Below are 23,112 nucleotides of genomic sequence, written 5' to 3'. Positions count from 1 at the left end.
CGTGTCCCCGGCGCCACGCCATCACCACCCCGGATTGGATCATGACCTCCTCGCCCTTCGCCGTGCCCCGCGAACGCATCGCGATCACCGGTATCGGCTGCCGCCTGCCGGGACACGCCAACGACCACCGGTCCTACTGGCGCAACCTGATCGAGGGCCGGGACTGTCTCATTGAGACGCCCGCCGACCGCTACGACACCGGCACCCTGGGCAGCAGGGACCGGGCCAAGCCGGGGCGGCTGATCGGCGGCCGGGGCGGCTACATCGACGGCTTCGACACCTTCGACCCGGACTTCTTCGGGATCAGCCCGCGCGAGGCCGAGCACATGGACCCGCAGCAGCGCAAGCTCCTGGAGGTCAGCTGGGAGGCCCTGGAGGACGGCGGCCTGCGCCCCGGCGAGCTGGCCGGCCGGGAGGTCGGCGTCTACATGGGCGCCTTCACCCTCGACTGGAAGATCCTCCAGTTCGCCGACCTCGACTTCGCCACCATCGCGGCGCACACCGCCACCGGCACCATGATGACGATGGTGTCCAACCGGATCTCGCACTGCTTCGACTTCCGCGGGCCGAGCGTCTCGATCGACACCGCGTGCAGCTCCTCGCTGGTCGCGGTCCACCTCGCCTGCCAGAGCCTGCTCCGCGGCGAGACCGAACTCGCCCTGGCCGGCGGTGCGTTGCTGCACATGGCGCCGCAGTACACGATCGCCGAGACCAAGGGCGGCTTCCTCTCCGCGGACGGCCGTTCGCGCGCCTTCGACGCCTCCGCGGACGGCTACGTCCGGGCCGAGGGCGTCGGCGTGGTCGTGCTCAAGCGGCTCTCCGACGCGCTGCGGGACGGGGACCCGGTGCACGCCGTCATCCTCGGCACCGGCGTCAACCAGGACGGCCGCACCAACGGCATCACCGTCCCCAGCGCGGACGCCCAGGTCACCCTGATCGAGCGGGTCTGCGCCGAGGCCGGGGTGCTGCCCGGCAGCCTCCAGTACGTCGAGGCGCACGGCACCTCCACCCCGGTCGGCGACCCGATCGAGGCCGCCGCCCTCGGCCGGGTGCTCGGCGTCGGCCGCCGCGCCGGGGACCGCTGCTACGTCGGCTCGGTCAAGACCAACATCGGGCACACCGAGGCGGCGGCCGGCGTCGCCGGGCTGATCAAGACCGCGCTCGCGATCAAGCACCGCCGCATCCCGCCGCACCTCAACCTGGAGCGGCCCAACCCCGGCATCGACCTCGACGCGCTGCCGTTCGAGATCCCGACCGCCCCGGTGGACTGGCCCGAGCACCGGGGCCCGGCCCGGGCCGGCGTCAACTCCTTCGGCTTCGGCGGCACCAACGCCCACGTCCTGCTGGAGGAGCCGCCGCGGCCCGGGCCCGCCGCACCGGTGGCCGAGCCGGCCCGCACGGTGCTGCCGCTGAGCACCAAGGACGCCGCCGGACTGCCCGAACTGGCCGCTGCCGTACGGCAGGAGCTCGCCGGCGGGTCGTCTCTCGCCGACCTCGGCCACACCCTGGCGCACCGCCGCCAGCACCTGCCCGAGCGGCTCGGCGTGGTCTACTCCACCCGGGAGGACCTGGACGAGGCGCTGGCCGCGTACGAGCGCGGCGAGGAGCACCCCCGGGTGGTCCAGGGCCACGCCCGGGAACGCCGGCAGCGCCGGCTGGCCTGGGTGTTCACCGGCATGGGTCCGCAGTGGTGGGGCATGGGCCGGGGGCTGTACGAGCACGAGCCGGTCTACCGGGAGGCCGTGCGGGCCGTCGACCGGGAGATCCGCGCGCAGGCCGGCTGGTCGCTGCTGACCGAGCTGGACCGCGACGAGGCGGACTCCCGGATGGCCGAGACCTGGCTGGCCCAGCCCGCCAACTTCGCCGTCCAGGTGGGGCTTTCGGCGCTCTGGCGGAGCCACGGCCTGCGCCCCGACGCGGTGGTCGGCCACAGCACCGGCGAGGTCGCCGCCTTCCACGAGGCCGGGGTCTACGACCTGGCCGACGCCGTCCGGGTGGTGCTCGCCCGCAGCCGGCTCCAGCAGCGCCTGGCCGGCACCGGCACCATGCTCGCGGTCGGCCTGCCGGAGGCCGAGGCGGAGCGCCGGATCCGCCCGTACCGCTCCCAGATCTCGCTCGGCGCGGTCAACAGCCCCTCCGCGGTGACCCTGGCCGGGGACGCCGAGGCCCTCGGCGAACTGGCCGAGGAGCTGCGCCAGCAGGGCGTCTTCGCCCGCCTGCTGGACGTCGAAGTCCCGTACCACAGCGTGCGGATGGACCCGATCCGCGGCGAGCTGGTGGCCGCGCTCGCCGCCATCAAGCCCCAGGCGGCCCGGCTGCCGCTCTACCTCACCGCCCGCGAGGGGCTCGCCCGCGGGCCGGAGCTGGACGGCGAGTACTGGTGGCAGAACGTCCGCAACCCGGTGCGCTTCCGGGCCGCCGTCGAGCGGATGGCCGAGGACGGGCACGGGCTGTTCCTGGAGCTCGGCCCGCACCCGGTGCTCGGCCACGCGATCCGCGAGTGCGCGGAGCAGGCGCACACCCTGCCGTCGATCCGCCGGCAGCAGGACGAGCCCGAGCGCCTCGCCCGCAGCCTCGCCGAACTGCACACCCTCGGCGTCGAGTTGAGCTGGGACGCGCTGCACCCGGCCGGCCGCCCGGTGCCGCTGCCGGCCTACCCGTGGCGGCGCGACCGGTACTGGGTGGAGCCCAAGCCGGTCGAGCAGGTCCGGCTCGGGCGGCTGGACCACCCGCTGCTCGGCCGCCGCACCGCGAGCGCCCAGCCCGGCTGGACCGGCACCCTCGACCCCGAGCGGCTGCCCTACCTGACCGACCACCGGATCGAGGGCCAGGTGGTCTTCCCGGCCGCCGGGTACCTGGAGATGGCCGCCCAGGCCGTCCGCACCCTGACCGGCGGCACCGAGGTGACGCTGGCCGAGATCGAGCTGAACCGGGCGCTGTTCCTCTCCGAGGCCGAGCCCGTCCCCGTCCAGCTCGGCTACGCGCCGGAGGACGCCCGCTTCACCATCGCCTCCACCCCGGCCGGCGGCGAGCCGACCGTGCACGCGGGCGGCCGGGTCCGCACCGGCCAGCGCCGCTCCTACGGCCCCGCGCCGGACCTGGACGCCCTGCGCGCCCGGGGGCGGCACCTGGACGGCCCGGACTGCTACCGGCAGCTGGCCGAACGCGGCTACGACTACGGCCCCGCCTTCCAGGCCATCGCCGAGGTGTGGGCGGGCCCTGGCGAGGCGCTGGCCCGGATCCGGCCGACCACCCAGCTCGGCCCGGACGCGGCCGACCACCACCTCCACCCGGTGCTGCTGGACGGCTGCTTCCAGACCCTGCTCACCACCCGGCTGGCGGTGCCCGAGGGCGGCAGCGTTCGGCTCCCCGTCTCGATCGCGGAGGTCCGGCTCGACGCGATCGGCGACCGCCCGCTCTGGGTGCACGCCACCGTCACCCGGGACAGCGGCGAGGAGCTCGTCGGCGACCTCGCGCTCTACACCGAGGACGGCACCCCGGTCGGCCGGGTCACCGGCTTCCGGGTCGCCGACGTCGCCCAGGCCCCGGCCTCCGTCGGGCTGTCCACCATCGACGGCTGGCTCACCGAGGTCGACTGGGTGGCCGCCGCCGAGGCGCCCCTCGACGAGACCCCCGGCGACCTGCTGCTCTTCGCCGACGAGGGCGGCCTCGGCGACCGCCTGGCGGCCCTGGCCGCCGGGCGCGGCACCCGCTGCCACCTGGTCCGGCCCGGAGACGAGTACCGGCACGGCGAGGGGCACTCGACCGTCCGGCCCGACTCCGCCGAGGACGTCCGGCGGCTGCTCGCCGACCTCGACCCAGCCTTCGGCACCGTCGTCCACCTCTGGAACCTCGACCAGCCCGCGCTGGCCGCCACCGCCGCCGACCGGCTCGGCCCGCTCGCGACCCTCGGCGCCTACTCCCTGATCACCCTCGCCCAGGCCCTGCCCGCCGCCCGCCCGGACGGCCGGCTGCACATCGTCACCCGGGGCACCCAGCCCGCCGCCCCCGGCGACCGGGTCGAACCGCTCGGCGCCCCCGCCTGGGGCATCGGCCGGGTGCTGTGGCAGCAGGAGCTGGTCGCCCAGCGCGGCACCCTGATCGACCTCGACCCGGCCGTCGACGCCGCCGAGCAGGCCGAGGCGCTGCTCGCCGAACTCGCGGCCCGGGACGAGCAGGAGATCGCCCTGCGGGCCGGCGTCCGGCTCACCAGCCGGCTGCGGCAGGCCGAGGGCCTCACCCGCCCGCTGCCGCCGGTCCTCCGCCCCGACGGCAGCTACCTGGTCACCGGCGCCTTCGGCGCGCTCGGCCGACTGCTCTGCCGCACCCTCGTACGGCGCGGCGCCCGGCGGCTGATCCTGGTCGGCCGCACCGCCCTGCCGGAGCGCTCGGAGTGGGCGTACACCGACCCGGACACCCCCGTCGGCGAGCGGATCGCCTTCCTGCGCGAACTCCAGGCGCTCGGCGCCGAACCGCTGCTCGCCCCGGTCGACGTCACCGACGAGGCCGCCCTCGCGGGCTGGCTCGCCGACTACCGGCAGCGCCAACTCCCGCCGATCCGGGGCGTGTTCCACCTCGCCGGGCAGGTCAAGGACACCCTGCTGGCCCAGATGGACCGTCCGGCCTTCGATGCCGGCTACGGCCCCAAGGTGGTCGGCGGCCACCTGCTGCACCGGCTGCTGGGCGACGAACCGCTCGACCACTTCGTGCTGTTCGCCTCCGTCGCCTCGCTGCTCACCACCGCCGGACAGACCAACTACGCGGCGGGCAACGCCTTCCTGGACGCCCTGGCCCACCACCGCAGGGCCGAGGGGCTGCCCGGGCTCAGCCTGGACTGGGGCCCGTGGGCCACCGGCATGATCGAGGAGCTGGGCCTGGTCGCTCACTACCGCGACGCCCGCGGCATGAGCTCGCTGCCGCCGGACGCCGGAACGGCCGTCCTGGAGCGCGTCCTCGGCCAGGACCGCGCCCAGCTGCTGGTCGCCACCGTGGTCGACTGGCCGACCTTCCTCGCCTGGTACCCGGCGCCGCCGCCGCTGGTCGCCGACCTCGCGGCGAGCGCCGCCGAGCAGGCCCCGGCCGAGACCGGCGGCTTCCTGGACGCGTACCGCGCGGCCGACCCGCAGGCCCGCCGGGAGCTGGTGGCAGACCGGCTGACCGCCGCCGCCGCGGCCGTGCTGCGGATCGCCGCCGAACGGATCGACGCCGACACGAGACTCGGCGCGCACGGCCTGGACTCGCTGCTCGCCATGGAGCTGCGCGCCCGGGTGCACGGCGAACTGGGCGTCGCCCTGCCGGTGGTGGCCCTGCTCAGCAACGGCAGCCTCGGCGACCTGGTCGACCTGCTCACCGAGGGCCTGGCCGAGCGGCTCGCCGCCGCCGGCAGCCCGGCTGAGGCCGAGGTGGAGCTGTACGCCGACGAGTCCCGCTTCCCGCTCACCCACAACCAGCAGGCGCTCTGGTTCCTGCGCCTGCTGCACCCGGACGGCTTCGCGTACAACATCGGCGGCGCCGTGGAGGTCCGCGCGGAGCTCGACCCGGAGCTGATGTTCGGGGCCTTCCGGTTCCTGGTCGCCCGGCACCCCGAGCTGCGCGCCGCCTTCACCGCCGAGGAGGGCCGCCCGGTCCAGCGCATCCGGGAGGAGGTCGAGGCCGACACCGGGCTGTTCGACGTCGAGGGCCGGCCGTGGGAGGAGATCCACGACCTGATCGTCCGCGAGTACCGGCGGCCGTACGACCTCGCCGAGGACCCGCTGGTCCGGCTGCGGCTGTTCCGGCGCGGGCCGGACCGCTGGGTGCTGATGAAGGCCGTCCACCACATCGTCTCGGACGCGATCTCCACCTTCACCTTCATCGAGGAGCTGTTCGAGGTCTACGAGGCGCTGCGCCAGGGCCGCACCCCGGAGCTGCCCCCGGTGCCCGCCCGCTACCTGGACTTCCTCAACCGCCAGAACCGCTTCCTGGCCGGGCCCGAGGCCCGGCGGATGCTCGACTACTGGCGCGGCCACCTGCCGGCCGAGATGCCGGTGCTGGCGCTGCCCACCGACAAGCCGCGCCCGGCCGTGCAGACCCACAACGGCGCCTCCGAGTTCTTCCAGCTGGACGCCGAACTCACCGCCAGGGTGCACGAGTTGGCCCGCGCCAACGGCGCCACCCCGTTCATGGTGCTGATCGGCGCCTACTACCTGCTGCTGCACCGCTGGTCCGGGCAGCCGGACATCGTGGTCGGCAGCCCGGTCACCGGCCGCACCCAGGAGGAGTTCGCCTCGGTCTACGGCTACTTCGTCAACCCGCTGCCGCTGCACGTGAGCCTGGCCGGGGAGCCGACCGTGGCCGACCTGCTGGCCCGGGTGCGGGAGAGCGTGCTCGGCGGGCTGGACAACCAGGAGTACCCCTTCCCGCTGCTGGTCGAGCAGTTGGGGCTCCAGCACGACCCGAGCCGCTCCGCGGTGTTCCAGGCGATGTTCATCCTGCTCACCCACAAGGTCGCCGTGGAGCGCTTCGGCTACCGCCTGGAGTACATCGAACTCCCGGAGGAGGAAGGCCAGTTCGACCTCACGCTGTCCGCCTACGAGGACCGCGCGGACGGCTGCTTCCACTGCGTCTTCAAGTACAACTCCGACCTCTTCGAGCCCGCCACCGTCCAGCGGCTGGCCGCGCACTACCGCAACCTGCTGGACGCCATGACCCGCGCCGCCGAGGGCGAGCCGGTCGGGCGGCTGCGGATGCTGGGCGAGGCCGAACGGCGGGAGATCCTCACCGGCTTCAGCGGCGCCGAGCGCCGGATCGAGCACGACACCCCGGTGCCGGAGCTGATCGCCAAGGCCGCCGCCGAGCGGCCGGAGGCGGTCGCGGTGGTCGCGCCCGGCCGGGACGGCGTCCGCCGGCTGACCTACGGCGAACTGGACCGGCAGTCCCAGCGCACCGCCGTACGGCTGCGCGAACTCGGCGTCGGCGAGGGCTCGGTGGTCGCGGTCTGCCTGGACAAGTCGCCCGAGCTGATCAGCACCCTGCTGGCGATCTGGCGGGCCGGCGCCGCCTACCTGCCGCTCGACCCCGGGCACCCGGCCGACCGGCTCGCCCACCAGGTCACGGACGCCGGAGCGGCGCTGGTGGTGGTCGACCAGCGGCGCCCGCTCCCGGCCGACCTGCCCGCCACACCGGTCACCCTGGAGGAGCTGGACCGGCCCGTGCTGGGGGGCGCCGTACCGCTGCCCGCCGCCGACCCGGACCGGGCCGCCTACCTGATCCACACCTCGGGCTCCACCGGCCGTCCGAAGGGGGTCCGGGTCGACCACCGCAACCTGGCCGCCGTCACCGCCGGCTGGCGCGCCGAGTACCGGCTGGACACCGAGGTCCGGGTGCACCTCCAGATGGCCGGCACCGCCTTCGACGTCTTCTCCGGCGACCTCGCCCGGGCGCTCAGCACCGGCGGCACCCTCGTCCTGGTCGACCGCGAGCTGCTCTTCGACACCACCCGGCTGTACCGGGTGATGCGCGAGGAGGCCGTGGACGGCGGCGAGTTCGTGCCCGCCGTGGCCCGCGCGCTGCTGGCCCACTGCGAGCGCGAGGGCCTGCCGCTGGACTTCCTGCGGCTGCTGATCGTCGGCTCCGACTCCTGGAAGGCCGCCGAGCACCAGCGGGTGCGCGCCCTGTGCGGCCCGCGGACCCGGCTGGTCAACTCCTACGGGCTGACCGAGGCCAGCGTCGACAGCACCTACTACGAGGGCGCCACCGACCGGCTGGAACCCGGCCGGATGGTGCCGATCGGCCGCCCGTTCCCGAACAGCGCCGTGTACGTCCTGGACCCGTACGGCGAGCCCGTCCCGGTCGGCGTGCCCGGCGAACTGTGGATCGGCGGCGCGGGCGTCGCGGCCGGCTACCCCAACGACCCGGAGCAGACCGCCCGGCGCTTCGTCACCCTGGACCTCGACGGCACGCCCGCGCGGCTCTACCGCACCGGCGACCTCGGCCACTGGGACGCTGCGGGCACCGTGCACCTGCTCGGCCGGATCGACAACCAGGTCAAGGTCCGCGGCCACCGGATCGAGCTGGGCGAGATCGAGGCCCACCTCACCGCCCGCCCGGAACTCGCCCAGGCCTGCGTGGCCGTCCGCCAGGACGCCCGGGGCGAGGCCGTCCTCGCCGCCTACGTGGTGCCCGCCGAGGGCACCGTGCTGGACCGCCGCGAACTGCGCCGCCACCTGGCCGAGCACCTGCCCACCGTGATGATCCCCTCCTACCTCACCGAGCTGCCCGCCCTGCCGCTCACCCCGAACGGCAAGGTCGACCTCGCGGCCCTGCCCGAGCCCAAGGCCGACACCGCCGGGGCCCAGCACGAACCGCCCGTCACGCTCTACGAGACCAGCGTCGCCGAGCACTGGCGGAACCTGCTCGGCCTGGACGAAGTCGGCCTCCAGCACGACTTCTTCGAACTCGGCGGCAGCTCGATCCGGCTCATCGAGCTGATCCACCACCTCCAGAGCGAGTTCAACATCAGCATCCCGGTCGGCCTGCTGTTCAAGGTCACCACCCTGCACGGCATGGCCCGCACCGTCGAGCAGATCATCACCGGCGAGGTGGCCGGCGGCGAGCCCTACCTCTGGTTCAACGCCGGGGCGCCCGAGGAGCACACGGTCTTCTGCTTCCCGCCGGCCGGCGGCCACGGGCTGGTCTACCGGCAGCTCGCCGCGCACCTGCCGGAACACCGGATCGCCTCCTTCAACTACCTGACCGGCGACGACAAGACCGCCCGCTACGCGGACCTGGCCGAGGAGCTGCACGCCGCCGGGCCGTACGTCCTGCTCGGCTACTCGCTCGGCGGCAACCTCGCCTTCGAGGTGGCCAAGGAGCTGGAGCGGCGCGGACGCACGGTGGCCTCGGTGCTGATGGTGGACGCCTACCGGGTCACCGAGGCCTTCGACCTCGGCGAGGAGCACCTTGCCGTCTTCGAACGCGAACTCCACGAGCACCTGCACCGCCACACCGGCTCGCGGATCGTCGCCCAGGAGACCCTCGAACAGGCCAGGGACTACCTGGAGTTCAGCAGCCGGACGCCCAACACCGGAACGGTCAGGGCCCAGCTGGACGTGGTCTGCGAGCGCGACCGGCTCTCCGTGCACGTGGGCGGCGAACCGGGCTCCTGGCACGGCGCCTCCACCACGGGCACCGCGGTGTACGTCGGGCACGGCGCCCACGCCGAGATGCTCGACGGGGACTTCGCCGCCCGCAACGCCGAACTGGCGGGCGCCATCCTGGCCGGGGGCACCGCCGATGGCCGCGGCTGACCGCGGGCCGGACTGGTCCGGCAGGGAGCGGGCCGCCGGCGGCCCGCCCCGGGTGATCGTGATCGGGGCCGGCCTGGCCGGCCTCGCCACCGGCTGCTACGCGCAGATGAGCGGCCTGGAGACCCGGATCTTCGAGAAGCACGTGCTGCCCGGCGGCTGCTGCACCGCGTGGTCCCGGCACGGCTACCTGTTCGACTACTGCATCGACTGGCTGATCGGCACCGCCGAGGGCACCGGCGCGCACCAGGTCTGGAGCGAACTCGGCGCCCTGGACGGCAAGTCGGTGACCCGCTTCGACACCTTCAACCGGGTGGTCGACGAACGCGGCCGGGCCGTCACCTTCTACGGCGACCCGGACCGGCTCGAGGCCCACCTGCTGGCCCTCGCACCCGGCGACGCCAAGCCGATCCGGGCCTTCTGCCGCGACCTGCGCCGCTACGCCGCGATGGAGCTGCCCTGGGAGCTCACCCCGCCGCCGCTGCGCACCACGGCGGAACGGCTGCGCACCCTGCGTGCCGTCCTGCCCGCGTTCCGGCTGTTCTGGCGCACCGCGACCACCCCGATGAGCGGCTTCGCCGAGCGCTTCCAGGACCCGCTGCTGCGGCGGGCCTTCCCCAACATGTTCCTCCAGGAGCCCGAGGGCTTCCCGCTGCTGCCGTACCTCTACACCCTGGCGGCCGCCCACAACGGCAACGCGGGCTTCCCCCAGGGCGGTTCGCTCGGGCTGGCGCGCTCGGTCGAGGAGCGCTACACCTCGCTCGGCGGGGTGATCGGCTACCGCTGCCGGGTCGAGCGCGTCCTGATCGAGGACGGGCGCGCGATCGGGGTGGAACTCAAGGACGGCACCCGGCACTTCGCCGACCACGTGGTGGCCGCCTGCGACGGCCCGACGGTGCTCGAGCGGCTGCTGGAGGGCCGCTACTCCAGCCCCGCCACCGAGAAGCTGTACGGCGAACTGCTCGACAAGCCGGGCAACCTGTACCCGGCCGTGGTCTCCGCCTTCGTCGGCATCGACGGACCGCTGCCCGAGGGCGAGCCGCACAGCACCACCTACCTGCTGTCGCCCGAGGACGGCGAGCGGCTGCCCGGCTCGCTCCAGCGCAGCCTGGTGGTGCAGCTGCGGTCCTCCTACGCGGACGGCTTCGCGCCGCCCGGCAAGTCGGTGCTGCACTGCACCTACTTCAGCGACTACCGCTCCTGGAAGGACCTGCGGACCGGCGACCGCCGGGCCTACCGGGCGCGCAAGCAGGAAGTCGCCTCGTTCGTCCGGGAGTTCCTGGAGCGGACGTACCCCGGGCTCGGCGGACGGATCGAACTCGTGGACGTCGCCTCGCCGGTGACCACCGAGCGGTTCACCGGCAACACCTACGGCAGCATCCTCGCCTGGCAGGCCTTCTCCGAGGCCGAGGACGCCGCCAACCGGCTGGTCAACAAGGACCGGATGCGGCTGCCCGGGCTGAGCGGCTTCTCCATGGCGGGCCAGTGGACCGCGCTCGGCGGGCTGATCCGGGCCGCCACCAGCGGACGGTTCGCCGCGCAGTACCTCTGCCGGGAGCTCGGCCGGCCGTTCCGGGCCTGGCCCAGCGACAACCGGGAACCCTGGCACGCGGGCAAGTGGGGTCGCCTGCCGCAACTCGACCGCGCCACCGTGGGAGCGCCGGACGTGGGAGTGCCGGAGGCAGGAGTGGCGGAAGTGGGGGTGGCGGAGTGAGCGGGACGACCAGCGGCGGCCGGCAGAGCATGGTCATCATCGGCGGCGGGCTCGGCGGGCTCTCCACCGGCTGCTTCGCCCAGATGAACGGCTACCGCACCCGGATCCTGGAGATGCACGAGATCCCCGGCGGCTGCTGCACCGGCTGGGACCGGGGCGAGTTCACCTTCGACTGCTGCATCAGCTGGCTGCTGGGCAGCGGCCCGGGCAACGAGATGCACCAGATCTGGCTCGAACTCGGCGCGCTGCAGGGCAAGCGGATGCGCAACTTCGACGTCTTCAACGTGGTGCGCACCCGGGACGGCCGGGCGGTCTACTTCTACTCCGACCCGGACCGGCTGGAGGCCCACCTGCTGGAGCTGGCCCCGGAGGACGCCCGGCAGATCCGGCAGTTCTGCGCCGGGCTGCGCAAGTTCCGCCTGGCGCTGGCCCGTTACCCCTTCCTCAAGCCGGTCGGGCTGATGGGGTGGTGGGAGCGGACGCGGATGCTGGCCTCCTTCCTGCCGTACTTCAACGTGATCCGGCGCTCGATCACGGTGCTGATGAGCGACTACTCGGCGAAGTTCCGCAGCCCGCTGCTGCGCGAGGCGTTCAACTTCATCCTGTACGAGAAGCACCCCAACTTCCCGGTGCTGCCCAACTACTTCCAACTCGCCTGCCACGCCGGGCAGTCGGCCGGGGTGCCGGAGGGCGGCTCGCTGGGGCTGGCCACCTCGATCGAGCAGCGCTACCGGCGGCTGGGCGGCGAGATCACGTACAACACCAAGGTGACCGGGATCCTGATCGAGGACGACCGGGCGGTGGGGGTGCGGCTGAGCGACGGCCAGGAGGTGCGGGCGGACATCGTGGTGGCCGCCTGCGACGGCCGGACGACCATGATGGACCTGCTCAAGGGCCGCTACCTGAGCGACACCTACCGCCGGCTGTACACCCAGACCATCACCGAGCCGGGCATGGTCTTCCCCGGCTACGTGACCGTCTTCCTCGGCCTGCGCCGGCCCTTCCCGGCCGGGGACCCGTGCACCACCTACCTGCTGGAGGACGAGGTCGCCGAGCGGCTCACCGGCATCCGGCACCCGAGCATCAACGTCCAGTTCCGCAGCCGCCACTACCCGGAGCTGTCGCCCGCCGACACCACCGTGGTGTACGCCAGCTACTTCTGCGACATCGCGCCCTGGCGGGAGCTGAGCACCGGGCCGGAGCAGGAGCCCCGGGTGCGGCGCGGCGAGGAGCTGCACACCCTGCCGGTCGGCCGGGGGCGGGAGTACCAGCGGGCGAAGCGCCGGGTGCGCGACACCATCGTCGAGTACCTGGACGGCCACCACCCCGGGCTGCGGGACGCGGTGGCGGTCAAGGACGTCTCCACCCCGCTCACCCAGGTCCGCTACACCGGCAACTACAACGGGACGGTGCTGGGCTGGCAGCCCTTCGTGGAGAGCGGCGAGACCCTGGAGGAGGAGGTCAAGCGCAACGGCCCGGGGCTGCCCGGCCTCGCGAACTTCTACCTCTCCGGGGTCTGGGCGACGACCGGCGGGCTGATCCGGGCGGCGGCGGCCGGCCGGCACGTCGTCCAGTTCATCTGCCGGGACGACGGCAGGCCCTTCAGGGCCGAGGTGGACGACAGCGCACCGCCGCCCACCCTGCTCATCGAACCGGTCGGCCCCGCCGACCGCCAGTTTGGAGTCACCTCGTGAGGATCGAGAAGTGGGTCGTGCGGGAGCACGTGGACGGCGTGCCGGACGTCGAGCGGATGTACCGGAAGGTCGTGGAGGAGGTGGACGTCCGGCTCGCGGCGGACGAGATGCTGCTGCGCACCCGGTACGTCTCGGTCGACCCGTACCTCCAGGGCATCGCGCTGGACACGCCGATCGGCGACCACATGGGCGCGGACTCGATCATGGAGGTGGTGGAGGCCGGGCCCGCCGCGCGCTTCGGCGTCGGCGACCTGGTGCAGGGCTTCGGCGGCTGGCGCAGCCACCTGGTCAGCACCGGCGCGCCGAGCTTCTGGCAGACCGGGACCTTCCCGATGGTCTTCCCGGCCTTCCGCCGGCTGGACCCCGCCGACTACGGCGATGACCTGCCGCTGACCACCGCGCTCGGCATCCTGGGCGGGCCCGGGATGACGGCCTGGGGGACGGTGGAGAAGTTCCTCGACGTGCGCCCCGGGTCGACGGTGCTGGTCAGCGGGGCCTCCGGGGCGGTCGGCTCGCTGGTCGGGCAGCTGGCCAGGCACCGGGGCGCCCGGGTGATCGGCACCACGGCCTCGCCGGAGAAGGCGGAGCGGCTGTGGGAGCTGGGCTTCGAGGGGGTGCTGCTGTACCGCGACGGCGACGCGCCGGAGCGGCTGCGGAAGGAGCTGGCCGAGCTGGCGCCGGAGGGCATCGACCGGTACTTCGACAGCCTCGGCGGGGCGCTCACCGACGTGGTCTTCGGGATGCTCGCGGTGGAGAGCCGGGTGGCCGTCTGCTGGCAGTGGGGGAGCCAGGTCGGCGGGGACTGGGCGGGGCCGCGGCTGCTGCCGATGATCATGTTCCCGCGCACCACGATCCGCGGCATCTTCTCGCTGGAGTGGTTCACCGAGGAGAACTGGGCCGCGTTGCGGCGGGACCTCGGCGCACTGGTCCGTAGCGGGGAGCTGGTGTACCAGGAGACGCTGCACCGGGGGTTCGACAGCATCCCGGCGGCCTACCGCGGCCTCTACCTGGACCGTTCGGCGAACCGGGGGAAGGTGCTGGTCGAGCTCTGAGCGGACGGACGTGGGGCAGGGCCCTTCGGCGGATGTGCCGAAGGGCCCTGGCGCGCGGTCAGCCCAGGGTGAACCAGGTGCTGCGGGACTTCTTCCACTCGGGGTGGGTGAGGTCCTTGGCGGCGGTGCCGTCGTTGTAGAGGTCGGTGGAGCCGTCGTCGGTGATCAGCTGGGCGCGGGCGCCGGGGGCGTCCAGGTCCGGGACGTCCGTGACGGCCTCCCAGGCGCCGTAGTCGCTGGTCGGCAGGTCGATCAGCTTGGTCGGCTTGGAACCGGGCTGCCCGTTCCAGCGGTAGAGCGCGTACGGGGCGGAGTTGTCCTCGGCGGACCAGGAGCCGGCCACGATCAGGTACTGGCCGAGGTCGTTGCGGCGGATGTCGCGGACGGACAGCCCGCCGAGGTCCAGCTCGACCGGGTCGCCGAAGGTCGCGTGCGCGGCCGAACCGTTCACCAGGGACGGGAGGTTGGTGACCGGGACGAGCAGCGCCCGGCCGCCGGTGACGGCCGGGGTGAGCGGCGCGCGGAAGCCGATGTAGGCGGTGCTGGTGCTGCCGGGGGCGAACTCCAGGCCCTCGACGTTGAAGCCGTCGATCTGCTTGGGCGCCTGGCCGTCGGCGGCGCCGGCCGCGAAGCCGTAGCGCTTGCCGTGGGCGTCGTCCCAGGAGATCAGGTCGTCGCGCAGGCCGTGGTACGCGCCGGCCAGGGACAGCTGGGTGTCGGCGCCGGAACCGGTGACGGTGGTGGCGAAGACGGTGTGCCGGTCGGGCTTGACCACGCCGTCCTTGTTGTTGCCGAGCGAGCCGGTCCAGTAGATGGTGTTGCCGACCCGGGTGGCGGCCTCGATGTCGATCTCCTTGGAGACGCCGAGGGCCGAGCTGAAGTCCCAGGTGCGGACCGGCGCACCGGAGTTGTTGCGGTCGTACAGGCGCAGGGTGTTGGACTCGTCGTCGCCGACCACGATGAAGCCGCCGCCCGCGTCCACGGCCGCCGAGGCGTCGCTGGAGCCGGTCAGGTAGCGGCTGGTCGCCGAGGACTGGACGGCGGGGGAGGCGGCGTAGTGCAGGGTGCGGGTGGCGCTCTTGCCGCCGAGGCCGGTGACCTTGATGGTGAGGTCGGCGTAGCCGACGCCCTGGGCGGCGACCGCCAGGGTGCGGGCGCCGCCGGTGCCGCTCACCGTCACGTCGCCGGTGCGGGCGACGGCGCTGCGGGTGGTCGCCGAGGCGGCGACGGTCAGCGCCGAGGCCGCGGCGCCGGACTGGGCGACCGTCACCGTCACGGTCGGGTCGCCGGTGGCGCCGACGGCGCCGGACAGGTACCCGGCCGAGAAGGTGATCGTCGGGGTGCCGTACGAGGCGGCGCCCGCCGGGAGGGCGGGCAGGGCGAGCACGGGCACCGCCGCGACGGCGACGGCGAGCGGCAGCAGGCGGCGGAGGGAACGCGACACGGTGGCTACCCTTCGGCAGGAGGCGGGAGTTGACGGAGGGTGCAAGCCTGCTGGCGCTCGGCGAACACCGACCCTACGGCGACCTTACGAGCAGGGACGGGCAGGCGAACAGCACGCCTCGCGGCGGTGAAGCACCGTGCGTTCAGCCGGTGATGCCGGCCGCCCGCAGGCGGCGCTCGACCGCGTCCCAGGCGGGGGCGACCGGCTCGGTCCTGCGGGTGCCGACGCCCTTGTCCTTGAAGCCGCTGGAGGTCGACACGCAGACCACCGGGCCGTCGGAGAGGTCCGGCTCGCCGAGGCTGCGCAGCCCGGCCAGACCGGCCGCCGCGGACAGCTCAGTCCACAGCCCCGCCCGGGCCAGCTCCCGCTGAGCGTCGGCGAGTTGGCCGTCGTCCAGGGTCAGCGCCCGGCCGCCGCTCGAGCGGACCGCGAGCACGCCCCGGTAGCCGCTGACCGGGGAGGTGATCGAGTAGGCGTCGCTCGGGCCGACCGTCACATGGGCGGCGGGCAGGCCGTCGGCGATCGCCCGGGCGAGCGGACCGGAGGCGGCCGTCTCGCAGGAGTGGATGCGCGGCACCCCGGCGGTCAGGCCCAGCCGGTGCAGCTCGACGAACCCCTTCCAGACGCCGAACAGCAGCTCGCCGTAGCCGGTCGGGACGAACACCGCGCTCGGCAGGCCGACGTCCTGGAAGATCTCGTACGCGACGGTCTTGTAGCCCTCGGGGCCGTACGCGTGCCCGGTGTGGGTGGTGGTCAGGTTGCTGACCGGGTGCAGGCCCAGCCGGTCCACCACCTGGCGCAGCAGCGGCCAGCGGGCCTCCCATGGCACCGGGAGGACCACCGCGCCGTAGGCGTTGAGGAAGGCGTCGACGTTCGGCGGCGTGTCCGGGCCGGTGAACACCACGCAGCGCAGCCCGGCGCGGGCGGCGTAGGCGGCGGCCGAGGCGCCGTGGTTGCCGGAGGAGGCGACCGCGAGGCCCGGCGCGCCGGCGCCCACGGCGGCGCTGGTGGTGCAGCGGTTCAGCCGGTCCTTGTGGCTCCAGGTGGGGTTGCGGGACTCGTCCTTGACGTACACCCCGGGCGAGACCTCCACCAGCGGGGTGGCGCCCTCGCCCAGGCCCGGCGCGAGCAGCGGCGGCAGCAGCGGGGCCCAGCGCTCCAGGCCGCCGCGCACCGGGGCGGGGGCGAACAGGCCCGCCGGGTCGGCCTTGTCGTAGGCGTAGTCGACCTCGACGGGGTAGGAGACGTCCTCGGTGCTGGTGCGCGGGCAGCCGGCGGTGAGCGGGGGCCAGAGCGGGTAGTCGAGGGCGGGGTCGCCGAGGGAGCGCTGGCCGGTCGCGAGGGAGTCTTCTGTTGGCATGCCAGGAGACTAGCCGGGCGGCCGCCCCGCGGTCCGGCGGTTCGGCGGGCCGCGGCGCGAACCCGTTCGTGGGGGACCGGTTCCGGCTGTTCCGGGCGTTCCGGGCCCGTTCCGGGCGGGGCGGGTCCGGATCAGGCGCTCTGGCGGACTGCGGAGATGTCGAACTCCAGGACGACCTTGTCGCCGACCAGGACGCCGCCGCCCTCCAGGGCCGCGTTCCAGGTGACGCCGTACTCCTTGCGGCTGATGGTGACGGAGCCCTCCAGGCCCACCCGGAGGTTGCCGTACGGATCGACGGCGTTGCCGGTGTACTCGAAGTCGATGGTGACCGGGCGGGTGGTGTCCTTGATGGTGAGGTCGCCGGTGACCCGGAAGTCGCTGTCGGAGCGCGCCTCGACCGCGGTGGAGCGGAAGGTGATGTCGGGGAACGTGGGGGCGTCCAGGAAGTCGTTGGTGCGCAGGTGCTGGTCGCGCTGCTCCACGCCGGTGTCGATGCTCTCGGCCTTGATCACCACCTGGCCGGAGGAGCGGGACGGGTCGGCGCCGTCCAGGTGGGCGGTGCCCTCGAACTGGTGGAACGCGCCCCGGACCTTGGTCACCATGGCGTGGCGGGCGACGAAGCCGATCCGGGTGTGGGTGGGGTCGAGGACGTAGTCGCCGGTGAGTTCGGAGAGGTTGGCGGTCATGGTCGGCATGCCTCCTGGTGCGGGTCCCGGGTCTCGGCCCGGGGCTGGTCGGGCGGTCCCCGGACCACGCTAGGGGCAGTTCCCGCGGGTCGCGCGTCGGGCTGGGCCTAAGTGGGGCACGGGGTGGGAAGGCTCGCGGGGTACGTCGGAGGAACGGGGAGACGAGGGGGCCGGGTTGGACAGCGGGATACGGGCGATGGTCGACGCGGTCGGCGAGGCGGAGCGGCAGGTGCGGGAGAACGCGCTGCCGAAGGCGCGGGACAGCGGCCGCGAGAGGGTGCCGGAGAAGGAGGAGGCGGCGCTGCTGGGTGCGCTCGCCGGGCTGGTGGAGAGCATCGGGGAGCTGGCGGGCGCGGTCGGCGACCGGGTGACGAACCGGGGCACGGCCAGGACGTACACGGTCGCGGGCAGGCGGCTGCGGAGCGAGGCCGGCAACCTGCGGGGCGACGAGGACGAGACCGCGGCGCGGTCCAGGTGACCGGCCGCCGGTGCCCCGGCCGGGGGCACCGGCGGTGTCGCTCAGCGGTGGCTCGGGAACTGCACCACCTGTTGGTAGGTCGGGCGGTTCTGCCAGGTGGTCTTGGCGTCCGTCACGCCGCCCAGCGGGCGCTGGATGATCGTGTCGGCGCACCACTGGTCGCCGGCCGCGCAGTCCGCGTCGCCCGGGTAGACCTGGGCCGGCGTCCGGGCGGCGGCTTGCTTCAGGGTGGTCAGCAGGACGGTCCGGCAGGCCGCGAGGTCGCCGCCGCCGCAGAACGGCCGGGCCAGCGGGCCGGCCACCCGGTCGCCGAGGACGGCGCGCAGGTCCTTGTCCAGGTAGCTCCACCAGCCGTACTGGAAGGCCGAACCCTTGTGCGGGATGGCCTCGTTGGCGCTCACCGGGCCGCCGCCGGGGCCGGTCTGCCCGCCCGAGGGGGACTCGTTGATCTGGAGGGCGCCGGTCAGCGCGCCGAACAGCGGGTCGCCGAGGCCCGGCCGCATGACGCCCTCGGCGACCAGTGGCCACCAGGCGTCCATCACCCGGATCGCGGTGGCGTCCGCGTAGCCGTGGCTGCCCGGTGAAGTCTCCTTCCGCTGGCCTCCGTTGGCGAGCCAGGCCTCCAGTTGTTGCAGGGCGGTGAGGGTGGCCTGATCGGTGACGGGCGCGCTGCGCAGTACGCGGATCAGGTCGGGCAGCACGTCCTCGGCTCGCAGGTCGGCCAAGGCGGCGCCCTCCATGGCCTGGGTGAGCGAGACCCGGCTCACCTTGCCGCCGTTCCCGAGCAGGGACTTGACCCGGTCGTCCAGCAGGTTGCCGCGGTGCACCGAGCCGTTGCCGAAGCCGGCCGAGGTGTAGCCGTTCGCCTGCTTGTTGTTCCAGGAGATGTAGTAGTCCTGGTTGACGGACTGCGGGTGCTCGGCCGCCGGGGTGTACCGGGCGGTGTTGGCGACGGGGTCGAAGTCTGCCCACTCGTAGGCGGGTTGGGCCTTCACGGGGAGCCCGGGGTCGACGCCGGGGGCGCGGACCGGGTTGCTGCCGGAGTTGTAGTACGCGATGTCGCGCGAGTCGGCGTAGAACCAGTTGAAGGTGTAGTTGATGTCCTGCGCCGCCTGCTGGAACCCCGCCGCGTCGTGCACCGCGCCGGGGTCGTTCAACTCCTGGAAGCCGATGATGGATTCGGCCTCGTGCCGGTAGGTGGAGCGCAGCGAGGTGAAGGCGACGGGTGCGCCGCCGACCGTGCCGCGGGCGGTGACCAGGCCGTACCGGGAGCGGTTCATCACCAGGGTGTAGGACCCGGCCGGGGTGGAGTCGGCGGTGGTCGGGTTCCAGGTGTTCTTGCGTTCCAGCCGGTCGAAGGGCAGGCACTGGCCGTGCCAGATATAGGAGCTGGCGGCGGTGGTGACCGGGGAGCCGTCGGTGGTGCAGAGCGGGACGGCGTAGGTGTCGGTGATGTCCTGCCCGGCCGAGGTGGCGCTCCAGGCGTAGTCCTGGCCGCGGCCGAGCTGCACGTAGAAGCTCAGGCCGGCGAAGGCGGCGCCGCGTGCGCTGATCCCGGGGCCCTGGATCTCCTCCAGCATCAGCAGTTGCGGGGCGAAGTAGCCGGTCTGCGGGCCGAACACGGCCACCGGGTGGCCGTCGTCGGTGCGGGCGCCGGAGACCAGCAGGGCGTTGGACATGCCGTGCCGGGCGGTGAGCAGGTTGCCGGGCAGGACGCCGTTCGCCGCGGTGGTGGCGGAGTCGGCGGAGCCGGTGGCGTCGTAGACGACCCGCTCGGGCACCACCGAGCCGGGGTCGGGCAGTGCCTCGCCCTGCGGGTGGTCGGGGACGGTGGCGTACGGGAAGCTCTGCCCGTCGTGCAGGGTCTGGACGGCCTCCGGGTCGTCCGCCTCGCGCAGCGACGCCCAGGCCGCGTCCCCGGCGTCCTTGCCGTACCGGGCCTCGGCGGCCGACTTGACCTGGGCGGAGGCCAGTTCACCGCCGCCGCCGGAGCCGAACAGGGCGCCGACCACGGAGGCGAGGGCGACCAGGTCGGTCAGCTTGAACGGTTCGATCGAGCCGGCGTTGGTGATCGGGTCGATGTGCCCGGTGAGGTCGTACTCGCCCGGGAAGGTGCGGGCGTTGTAGGACTCCTTGGCGTACTGGTTGACGCCGTCGAGGTAGGCGTTGGCGTCGGCGAGGGCCTGGGTGGCCCGGCCGCCGCGGGCGGCGATGGTGTCGATCTGCTGCTGGAGCTCGGCCTCGGTGTACGGGGCGGCCTGCCAGAAGGTCTGCTCCAGCTGGCGGTTGGCGGCGGCGCCGCCCGCGAAGCCGGACAGCTGGCCGCGGCCGACGTGCCGGAAGAGGTCCATCACCCAGAGCCGGTCCTGGGCGGCGGCGTAGCCCGCGCCGAACTCGGTGCCGTAGCGGGTGGTGCCGGTGATGTGCGGGACGCCGGTGGCCTTGTCGCGCACGATGGCGACGTCCGGGCGCGGGCTGGTGGTGCTGGCCACCTGGTCGGCGGGGACGCCGAAGGAGGCGTCGTTGAAGAAGTCGCGCAGCTTGGCCTCGGTCAGGCCGGGGTAGCCGGAGGCGAGGGCGGCGTAGGGGCCGAGCTGGTCGTCGGTGTGTGCGGGGCGGGTGCCGAAGGCCCGGTTGAGCAGGATGTCGGCGAGGGTGGCGTTGCCGTTCTCGCCGGGCGGCAGGATGTCGGCGCAGTGGCCGCCGCAGTAGTCGTTGGCGGCGGCGGTCGCGGGGGCCGGCGCGGCGGCGGTGGGGGTGGTGGTGAGGGCGGCGGTGACGATCAGGGCCGAGGCGAGGGCGGCGGCCGGGAGTCGGAGGGAGCGGGGGCGGGGGCGTTGGCGTTGGCGTGACCGCAAGGCGGACTCCTCCGTCGAAGTCTCACGGAAGAGTCGACGGTAGGGGTGCTACTGGCCGGTTGGCTAGTGGCGTGCATGCCATTTCCCGTACGGGGGAGCGGAGTTGGCCGTCCGTGGGTCGGTCGGGAAGGAGCGGCGCCGCACCAGCCGGGGGCAGTCCGGAGGTGCGGCGCCGGGTCGGTGGCGCGTCGGGTCAGGGCTTGAGCACCAGGCGGATCGGGTCGCCCTCCTTGTGCTCCAGCGCCTCGACCGCGCGGGCCGCCTCGGCCAGCGGGAAGGTGCCGCTCACCGAGCGGGAGAACTCCAGCCGGCCGCCGCGGACCAGGTTGACCAGGTCGACGACGTCCTGGCCCTCGGAGCCGTAGTGGCCGCGGATCTGCTGGCGCAGGTAGCTGACCAGGGTGCCGTTGGTGACGGTCAGCGGCTTGTTGGTGAGGCCGACCAGCACCAGGCGGCCGTGCTCGCCGAGGGTGGCCATGGCCTGCTCGCGCACCGGGGCGACCCCGGCGAAGTCGAAGGCGACGGACAGCGGGCGGCCGCCGGTGGCCTCGCGCAGCAGCCCGGCGAAGCCCGGGTCGGCCGGGTCGAGGGCGGCGTCGGCGCCGAAGGCCAGGGCGCGCTCGCGGGCGGCCGGCAGCGGGTCGACGGCGACGATCGGGAAGGCGCCGATCGCCCGCAGCAGCTGCACGCCGTGGGCGCCGAGGCCGCCGACGCCCCAGACGCCGACCGCCTCGGCCGGGCGTACGGCGCCGGTGGCGGTGATCGCGGCCCAGGGGGTGGAGACCGCGTCGGGGATGAAGCAGGCCTGCTCGAAGGGGAGTTCGTCCGGTATCGGCACCAGGGTGGTGGCGGTGGCGAGCGCGTACTCGGCCCAGCCGCCGTCGTAGTCCACGCCGCGGGTGTGCACGACGCCGTCGCGGGTCTCGCCGGCCTGCAGCAGCACCCGGTCGCCGACGGCCGTACCGGTCACGCCCTCGCCGAGGGTGTGCACGGTGCCCGCGACCTCGTGGCCGAGGGTGACCTTGTCGCCCTTGAGGTAGAGCGGCTTGAGCATGCCCTCGATCAGGTGGACGTCGGAGAGGCAGACGCCGGCGGCCTCCACCTTGATCAGCACCTCGCCCGGGCCGGGGGCCGGGACGGGGACCTCCTCCACGGCGAAGGCGCCCTTCGCGACGTCGAGCCGGCCGGCGAGCATCGTGGCGGTCATCGGGACTTCCCTTCTCACGGGGGCGGCGGGTCGGGGGAGTGCCCGCCGCTCCGGAAGTTACTTGTTATTCAACAAGCAAGTTCACACTAGCATGGTGGCATGTCTACGCACGATGAGGACCGAACCGGTGGGGCCGGGGCGCTCCGGGAGGCGCCGGCGCGCCGCACCCAGGCCGAGCGGCGCGCCCGGGCCGAGTCCGCGCTGATCGCCGCCGCCGCCCGGCTGATCGCCGAGCACGGCAGCACCGGGGTCACGCTGGCCAGGGTGGGCGAGGAGGCCGGCTTCAGCCGGGGCCTGGCCACCCACTACTTCGGCTCCAAGGCCGCGCTGCTGGCGCGACTGCAGGAGGCGGCGCTGGCCGAGGCGATGGCGTCGGCCGCACCGGCGCGCAGCGGGGCGGGGGCCGCCGAGGAGCTGTGCGGGTTCGCGCGCGGCTGCCTGGAGGGCGTCCGCAACCCGACCGACCTGGGTCGGGCCTTCGTGGTGCTGGGGGCCGAGGCGCTCGCCGGGGCCTCGGAGCTGACCGGCGCGGTGGCGGAGCTGGACGCCCGGACCCGGGCGTGGACGGCCGAGGTGGTCGGGCAGGGGCAGCGGGACGGGGAGGTGCGTCCCGGTGTGGACCCGGTGGCCTTCGCGCCGGCCTTCGTCGGGCTGCTCAAGGGGCTGGTGGTGCAGGCCGCGGCCGCGCCGGAGGCCTTCGACGTGGGGGCGGCGGTCGCGGAGTCCGAGCGCTGGATCCGGCTCGCGCTCACCGCGGGCTGAGGCTGCGGAGCGCAGGCGTCCGGGCGGTCCGCGCCGCTGTCGGCCGCTCCGCGCGCAACCCCCGCTGACCTCGCCGATCGCCGCGCGGACCGGATCCGTACGGCCTGGATATCCTGATCCCATGAGCGACAACCTTCCCCCGTGTCCGCAGTGCTCCAGCGAGTACACCTATGAGATGAACGCCCTCATGGTCTGCCCCGAGTGCGGCCACGAGTGGGTGCCCGGCGGGGCCGACGAGGCCGGAGCGCCGGCCGGCGAGCGCGTGATCAAGGACGCCGTCGGCAACGTGCTGAGCGACGGCGACACCGTGACGGTGGTCAAGGCGCTCAAGGTCAAGGGCAGCGTCTCCGGCATCAAGGCCGGCACCAAGGTGCGCAACATCCGCCTGGTGGACGGCGTCGACGGGCACGACATCGACTGCCGCGTCGAGGGTTTCGGTGCGATGCAGCTCAAGTCCAGCGTGGTGAAGAAGGCCTGACCACGGGCCCGAACGGCCGCGCCCCGCCGGGAGGGACTGACGCTGTTGGTTAATTCGGGGTGGCGTTACTCGGCCCCGCTGAGCATCAGCTCGGC

12 protein-coding genes are annotated in these 23,112 nt (G+C 73.9%); 7 read left to right on the top strand and 5 right to left on the bottom strand.

All coding sequences use genetic code 11. The annotated features are described in order from the left end of the window. Positions 1 to 41 precede the first annotated feature (41 nt). Genes ACFU7Z_RS08330 through ACFU7Z_RS08315 form a run of 4 tightly spaced genes read left to right on the top strand, consistent with a single transcriptional unit; the run spans position 42 to position 13,744 of the window. Complete coding sequence (locus tag ACFU7Z_RS08330) at positions 42 to 9,287, top strand: amino acid adenylation domain-containing protein (RefSeq protein WP_380776991.1); 9,246 nt, start codon at positions 42 to 44, stop codon at positions 9,285 to 9,287. Further along, a complete protein-coding gene (locus ACFU7Z_RS08325; protein WP_380776990.1) occupies positions 9,274 to 10,998 on the top strand; it encodes a phytoene desaturase family protein in 1,725 nt (574 codons plus the stop codon). Before ACFU7Z_RS08330 ends, ACFU7Z_RS08325 begins: the two co-directional genes overlap by 14 nt. 29 nt (positions 10,999 to 11,027) lie before the next feature. Continuing rightward, the gene (locus ACFU7Z_RS08320; RefSeq protein ID WP_380776994.1) at positions 11,028 to 12,692 is read left to right on the top strand and encodes a phytoene desaturase family protein; all 1,665 of its coding nucleotides are present in this window, start codon (positions 11,028 to 11,030) and stop codon (positions 12,690 to 12,692) included. Beyond that, positions 12,689 to 13,744: a zinc-binding dehydrogenase gene (locus ACFU7Z_RS08315; protein WP_380776989.1), complete on the top strand. Its 1,056-nt coding sequence runs from the start codon at positions 12,689 to 12,691 to the stop codon at positions 13,742 to 13,744. Before ACFU7Z_RS08320 ends, ACFU7Z_RS08315 begins: the two co-directional genes overlap by 4 nt. Positions 13,745 to 13,802: 58 nt before the next feature. Here ACFU7Z_RS08315 and ACFU7Z_RS08310 read toward each other — a convergent pair whose 3' ends face one another. The 3 genes from ACFU7Z_RS08310 to ACFU7Z_RS08300 form a co-directional block, all read right to left on the bottom strand. After that, complete coding sequence (locus tag ACFU7Z_RS08310) at positions 13,803 to 15,188, bottom strand: hypothetical protein (RefSeq protein WP_380776988.1); 1,386 nt, start codon at positions 15,186 to 15,188, stop codon at positions 13,803 to 13,805. 142 nt (positions 15,189 to 15,330) lie between these two features. Further along, entirely contained in the window at positions 15,331 to 16,548 is a 1,218-nt protein-coding gene (locus ACFU7Z_RS08305; protein WP_380776987.1) for a pyridoxal-phosphate dependent enzyme, read from the bottom strand. 131 nt (positions 16,549 to 16,679) lie between these two features. Next, a complete protein-coding gene (locus tag ACFU7Z_RS08300; RefSeq protein WP_074005987.1) occupies positions 16,680 to 17,234 on the bottom strand; it encodes a YceI family protein in 555 nt (184 codons plus the stop codon). A gap of 175 nt (positions 17,235 to 17,409) precedes the next feature. Here ACFU7Z_RS08300 and ACFU7Z_RS08295 point away from each other — a divergent pair, with 175 nt between their 5' ends. Next, the gene (locus ACFU7Z_RS08295) at positions 17,410 to 17,712 is read left to right on the top strand and encodes a hypothetical protein (protein ID WP_380776986.1); all 303 of its coding nucleotides are present in this window, start codon (positions 17,410 to 17,412) and stop codon (positions 17,710 to 17,712) included. A gap of 41 nt (positions 17,713 to 17,753) precedes the next feature. On the opposite strand, the gene ACFU7Z_RS08290 is transcribed toward ACFU7Z_RS08295, so the two are convergent. Beyond that, on the bottom strand, positions 17,754 to 20,570 hold the full coding sequence (locus ACFU7Z_RS08290) for a penicillin acylase family protein (protein WP_380776985.1): 2,817 nt from the start codon (positions 20,568 to 20,570) through the stop codon (positions 17,754 to 17,756). 193 nt (positions 20,571 to 20,763) lie between these two features. Then, the gene (locus tag ACFU7Z_RS08285) at positions 20,764 to 21,777 is read right to left on the bottom strand and encodes a zinc-binding dehydrogenase (RefSeq protein WP_074005951.1); all 1,014 of its coding nucleotides are present in this window, start codon (positions 21,775 to 21,777) and stop codon (positions 20,764 to 20,766) included. A gap of 99 nt (positions 21,778 to 21,876) precedes the next feature. On the opposite strand from ACFU7Z_RS08285, the gene ACFU7Z_RS08280 reads away from it, so the two are divergent. Further along, positions 21,877 to 22,539 (top strand): TetR/AcrR family transcriptional regulator, encoded by a 663-nt coding sequence (locus ACFU7Z_RS08280; RefSeq protein ID WP_380742461.1) that lies wholly within the window; start codon positions 21,877 to 21,879, stop codon positions 22,537 to 22,539. Positions 22,540 to 22,660: 121 nt separating this feature from the next. After that, positions 22,661 to 23,017 (top strand): zinc ribbon domain-containing protein YjdM, encoded by a 357-nt coding sequence (locus ACFU7Z_RS08275; protein WP_117486841.1) that lies wholly within the window; start codon positions 22,661 to 22,663, stop codon positions 23,015 to 23,017. Positions 23,018 to 23,112: the final 95 nt, after the last annotated feature.

Origin of the sequence: Kitasatospora sp. NPDC057518, from assembly GCF_042802075.1 — a bacterium.
In the GTDB taxonomy this organism is placed as follows: domain Bacteria; phylum Actinomycetota; class Actinomycetes; order Streptomycetales; family Streptomycetaceae; genus Kitasatospora.
The sequence above is the reverse complement of the archived record's forward strand: the minus strand, read 5'-3'. Positions and strand labels throughout refer to the sequence as shown.

Bases quoted from the DNA above. Each gene is read 5' to 3' on its own strand.
- ACFU7Z_RS08320 (WP_380776994.1), top strand. From the start codon at position 11,028: ATGGTCATCATCGGCGGCGGGCTCGGCGGGCTCTCCACCGGCTGCTTC.
- ACFU7Z_RS08280 (WP_380742461.1), top strand. From the start codon at position 21,877: ATGTCTACGCACGATGAGGACCGAACCGGTGGGGCCGGGGCGCTCCGG.
- ACFU7Z_RS08305 (WP_380776987.1), bottom strand. From the start codon at position 16,548: ATGCCAACAGAAGACTCCCTCGCGACCGGCCAGCGCTCCCTCGGCGAC.
- ACFU7Z_RS08330 (WP_380776991.1), top strand. From the start codon at position 42: ATGACCTCCTCGCCCTTCGCCGTGCCCCGCGAACGCATCGCGATCACC.
- ACFU7Z_RS08285 (WP_074005951.1), bottom strand. From the start codon at position 21,777: ATGACCGCCACGATGCTCGCCGGCCGGCTCGACGTCGCGAAGGGCGCC.
- ACFU7Z_RS08275 (WP_117486841.1), top strand. From the start codon at position 22,661: ATGAGCGACAACCTTCCCCCGTGTCCGCAGTGCTCCAGCGAGTACACC.
- ACFU7Z_RS08325 (WP_380776990.1), top strand. From the start codon at position 9,274: ATGGCCGCGGCTGACCGCGGGCCGGACTGGTCCGGCAGGGAGCGGGCC.
- ACFU7Z_RS08300 (WP_074005987.1), bottom strand. From the start codon at position 17,234: ATGACCGCCAACCTCTCCGAACTCACCGGCGACTACGTCCTCGACCCC.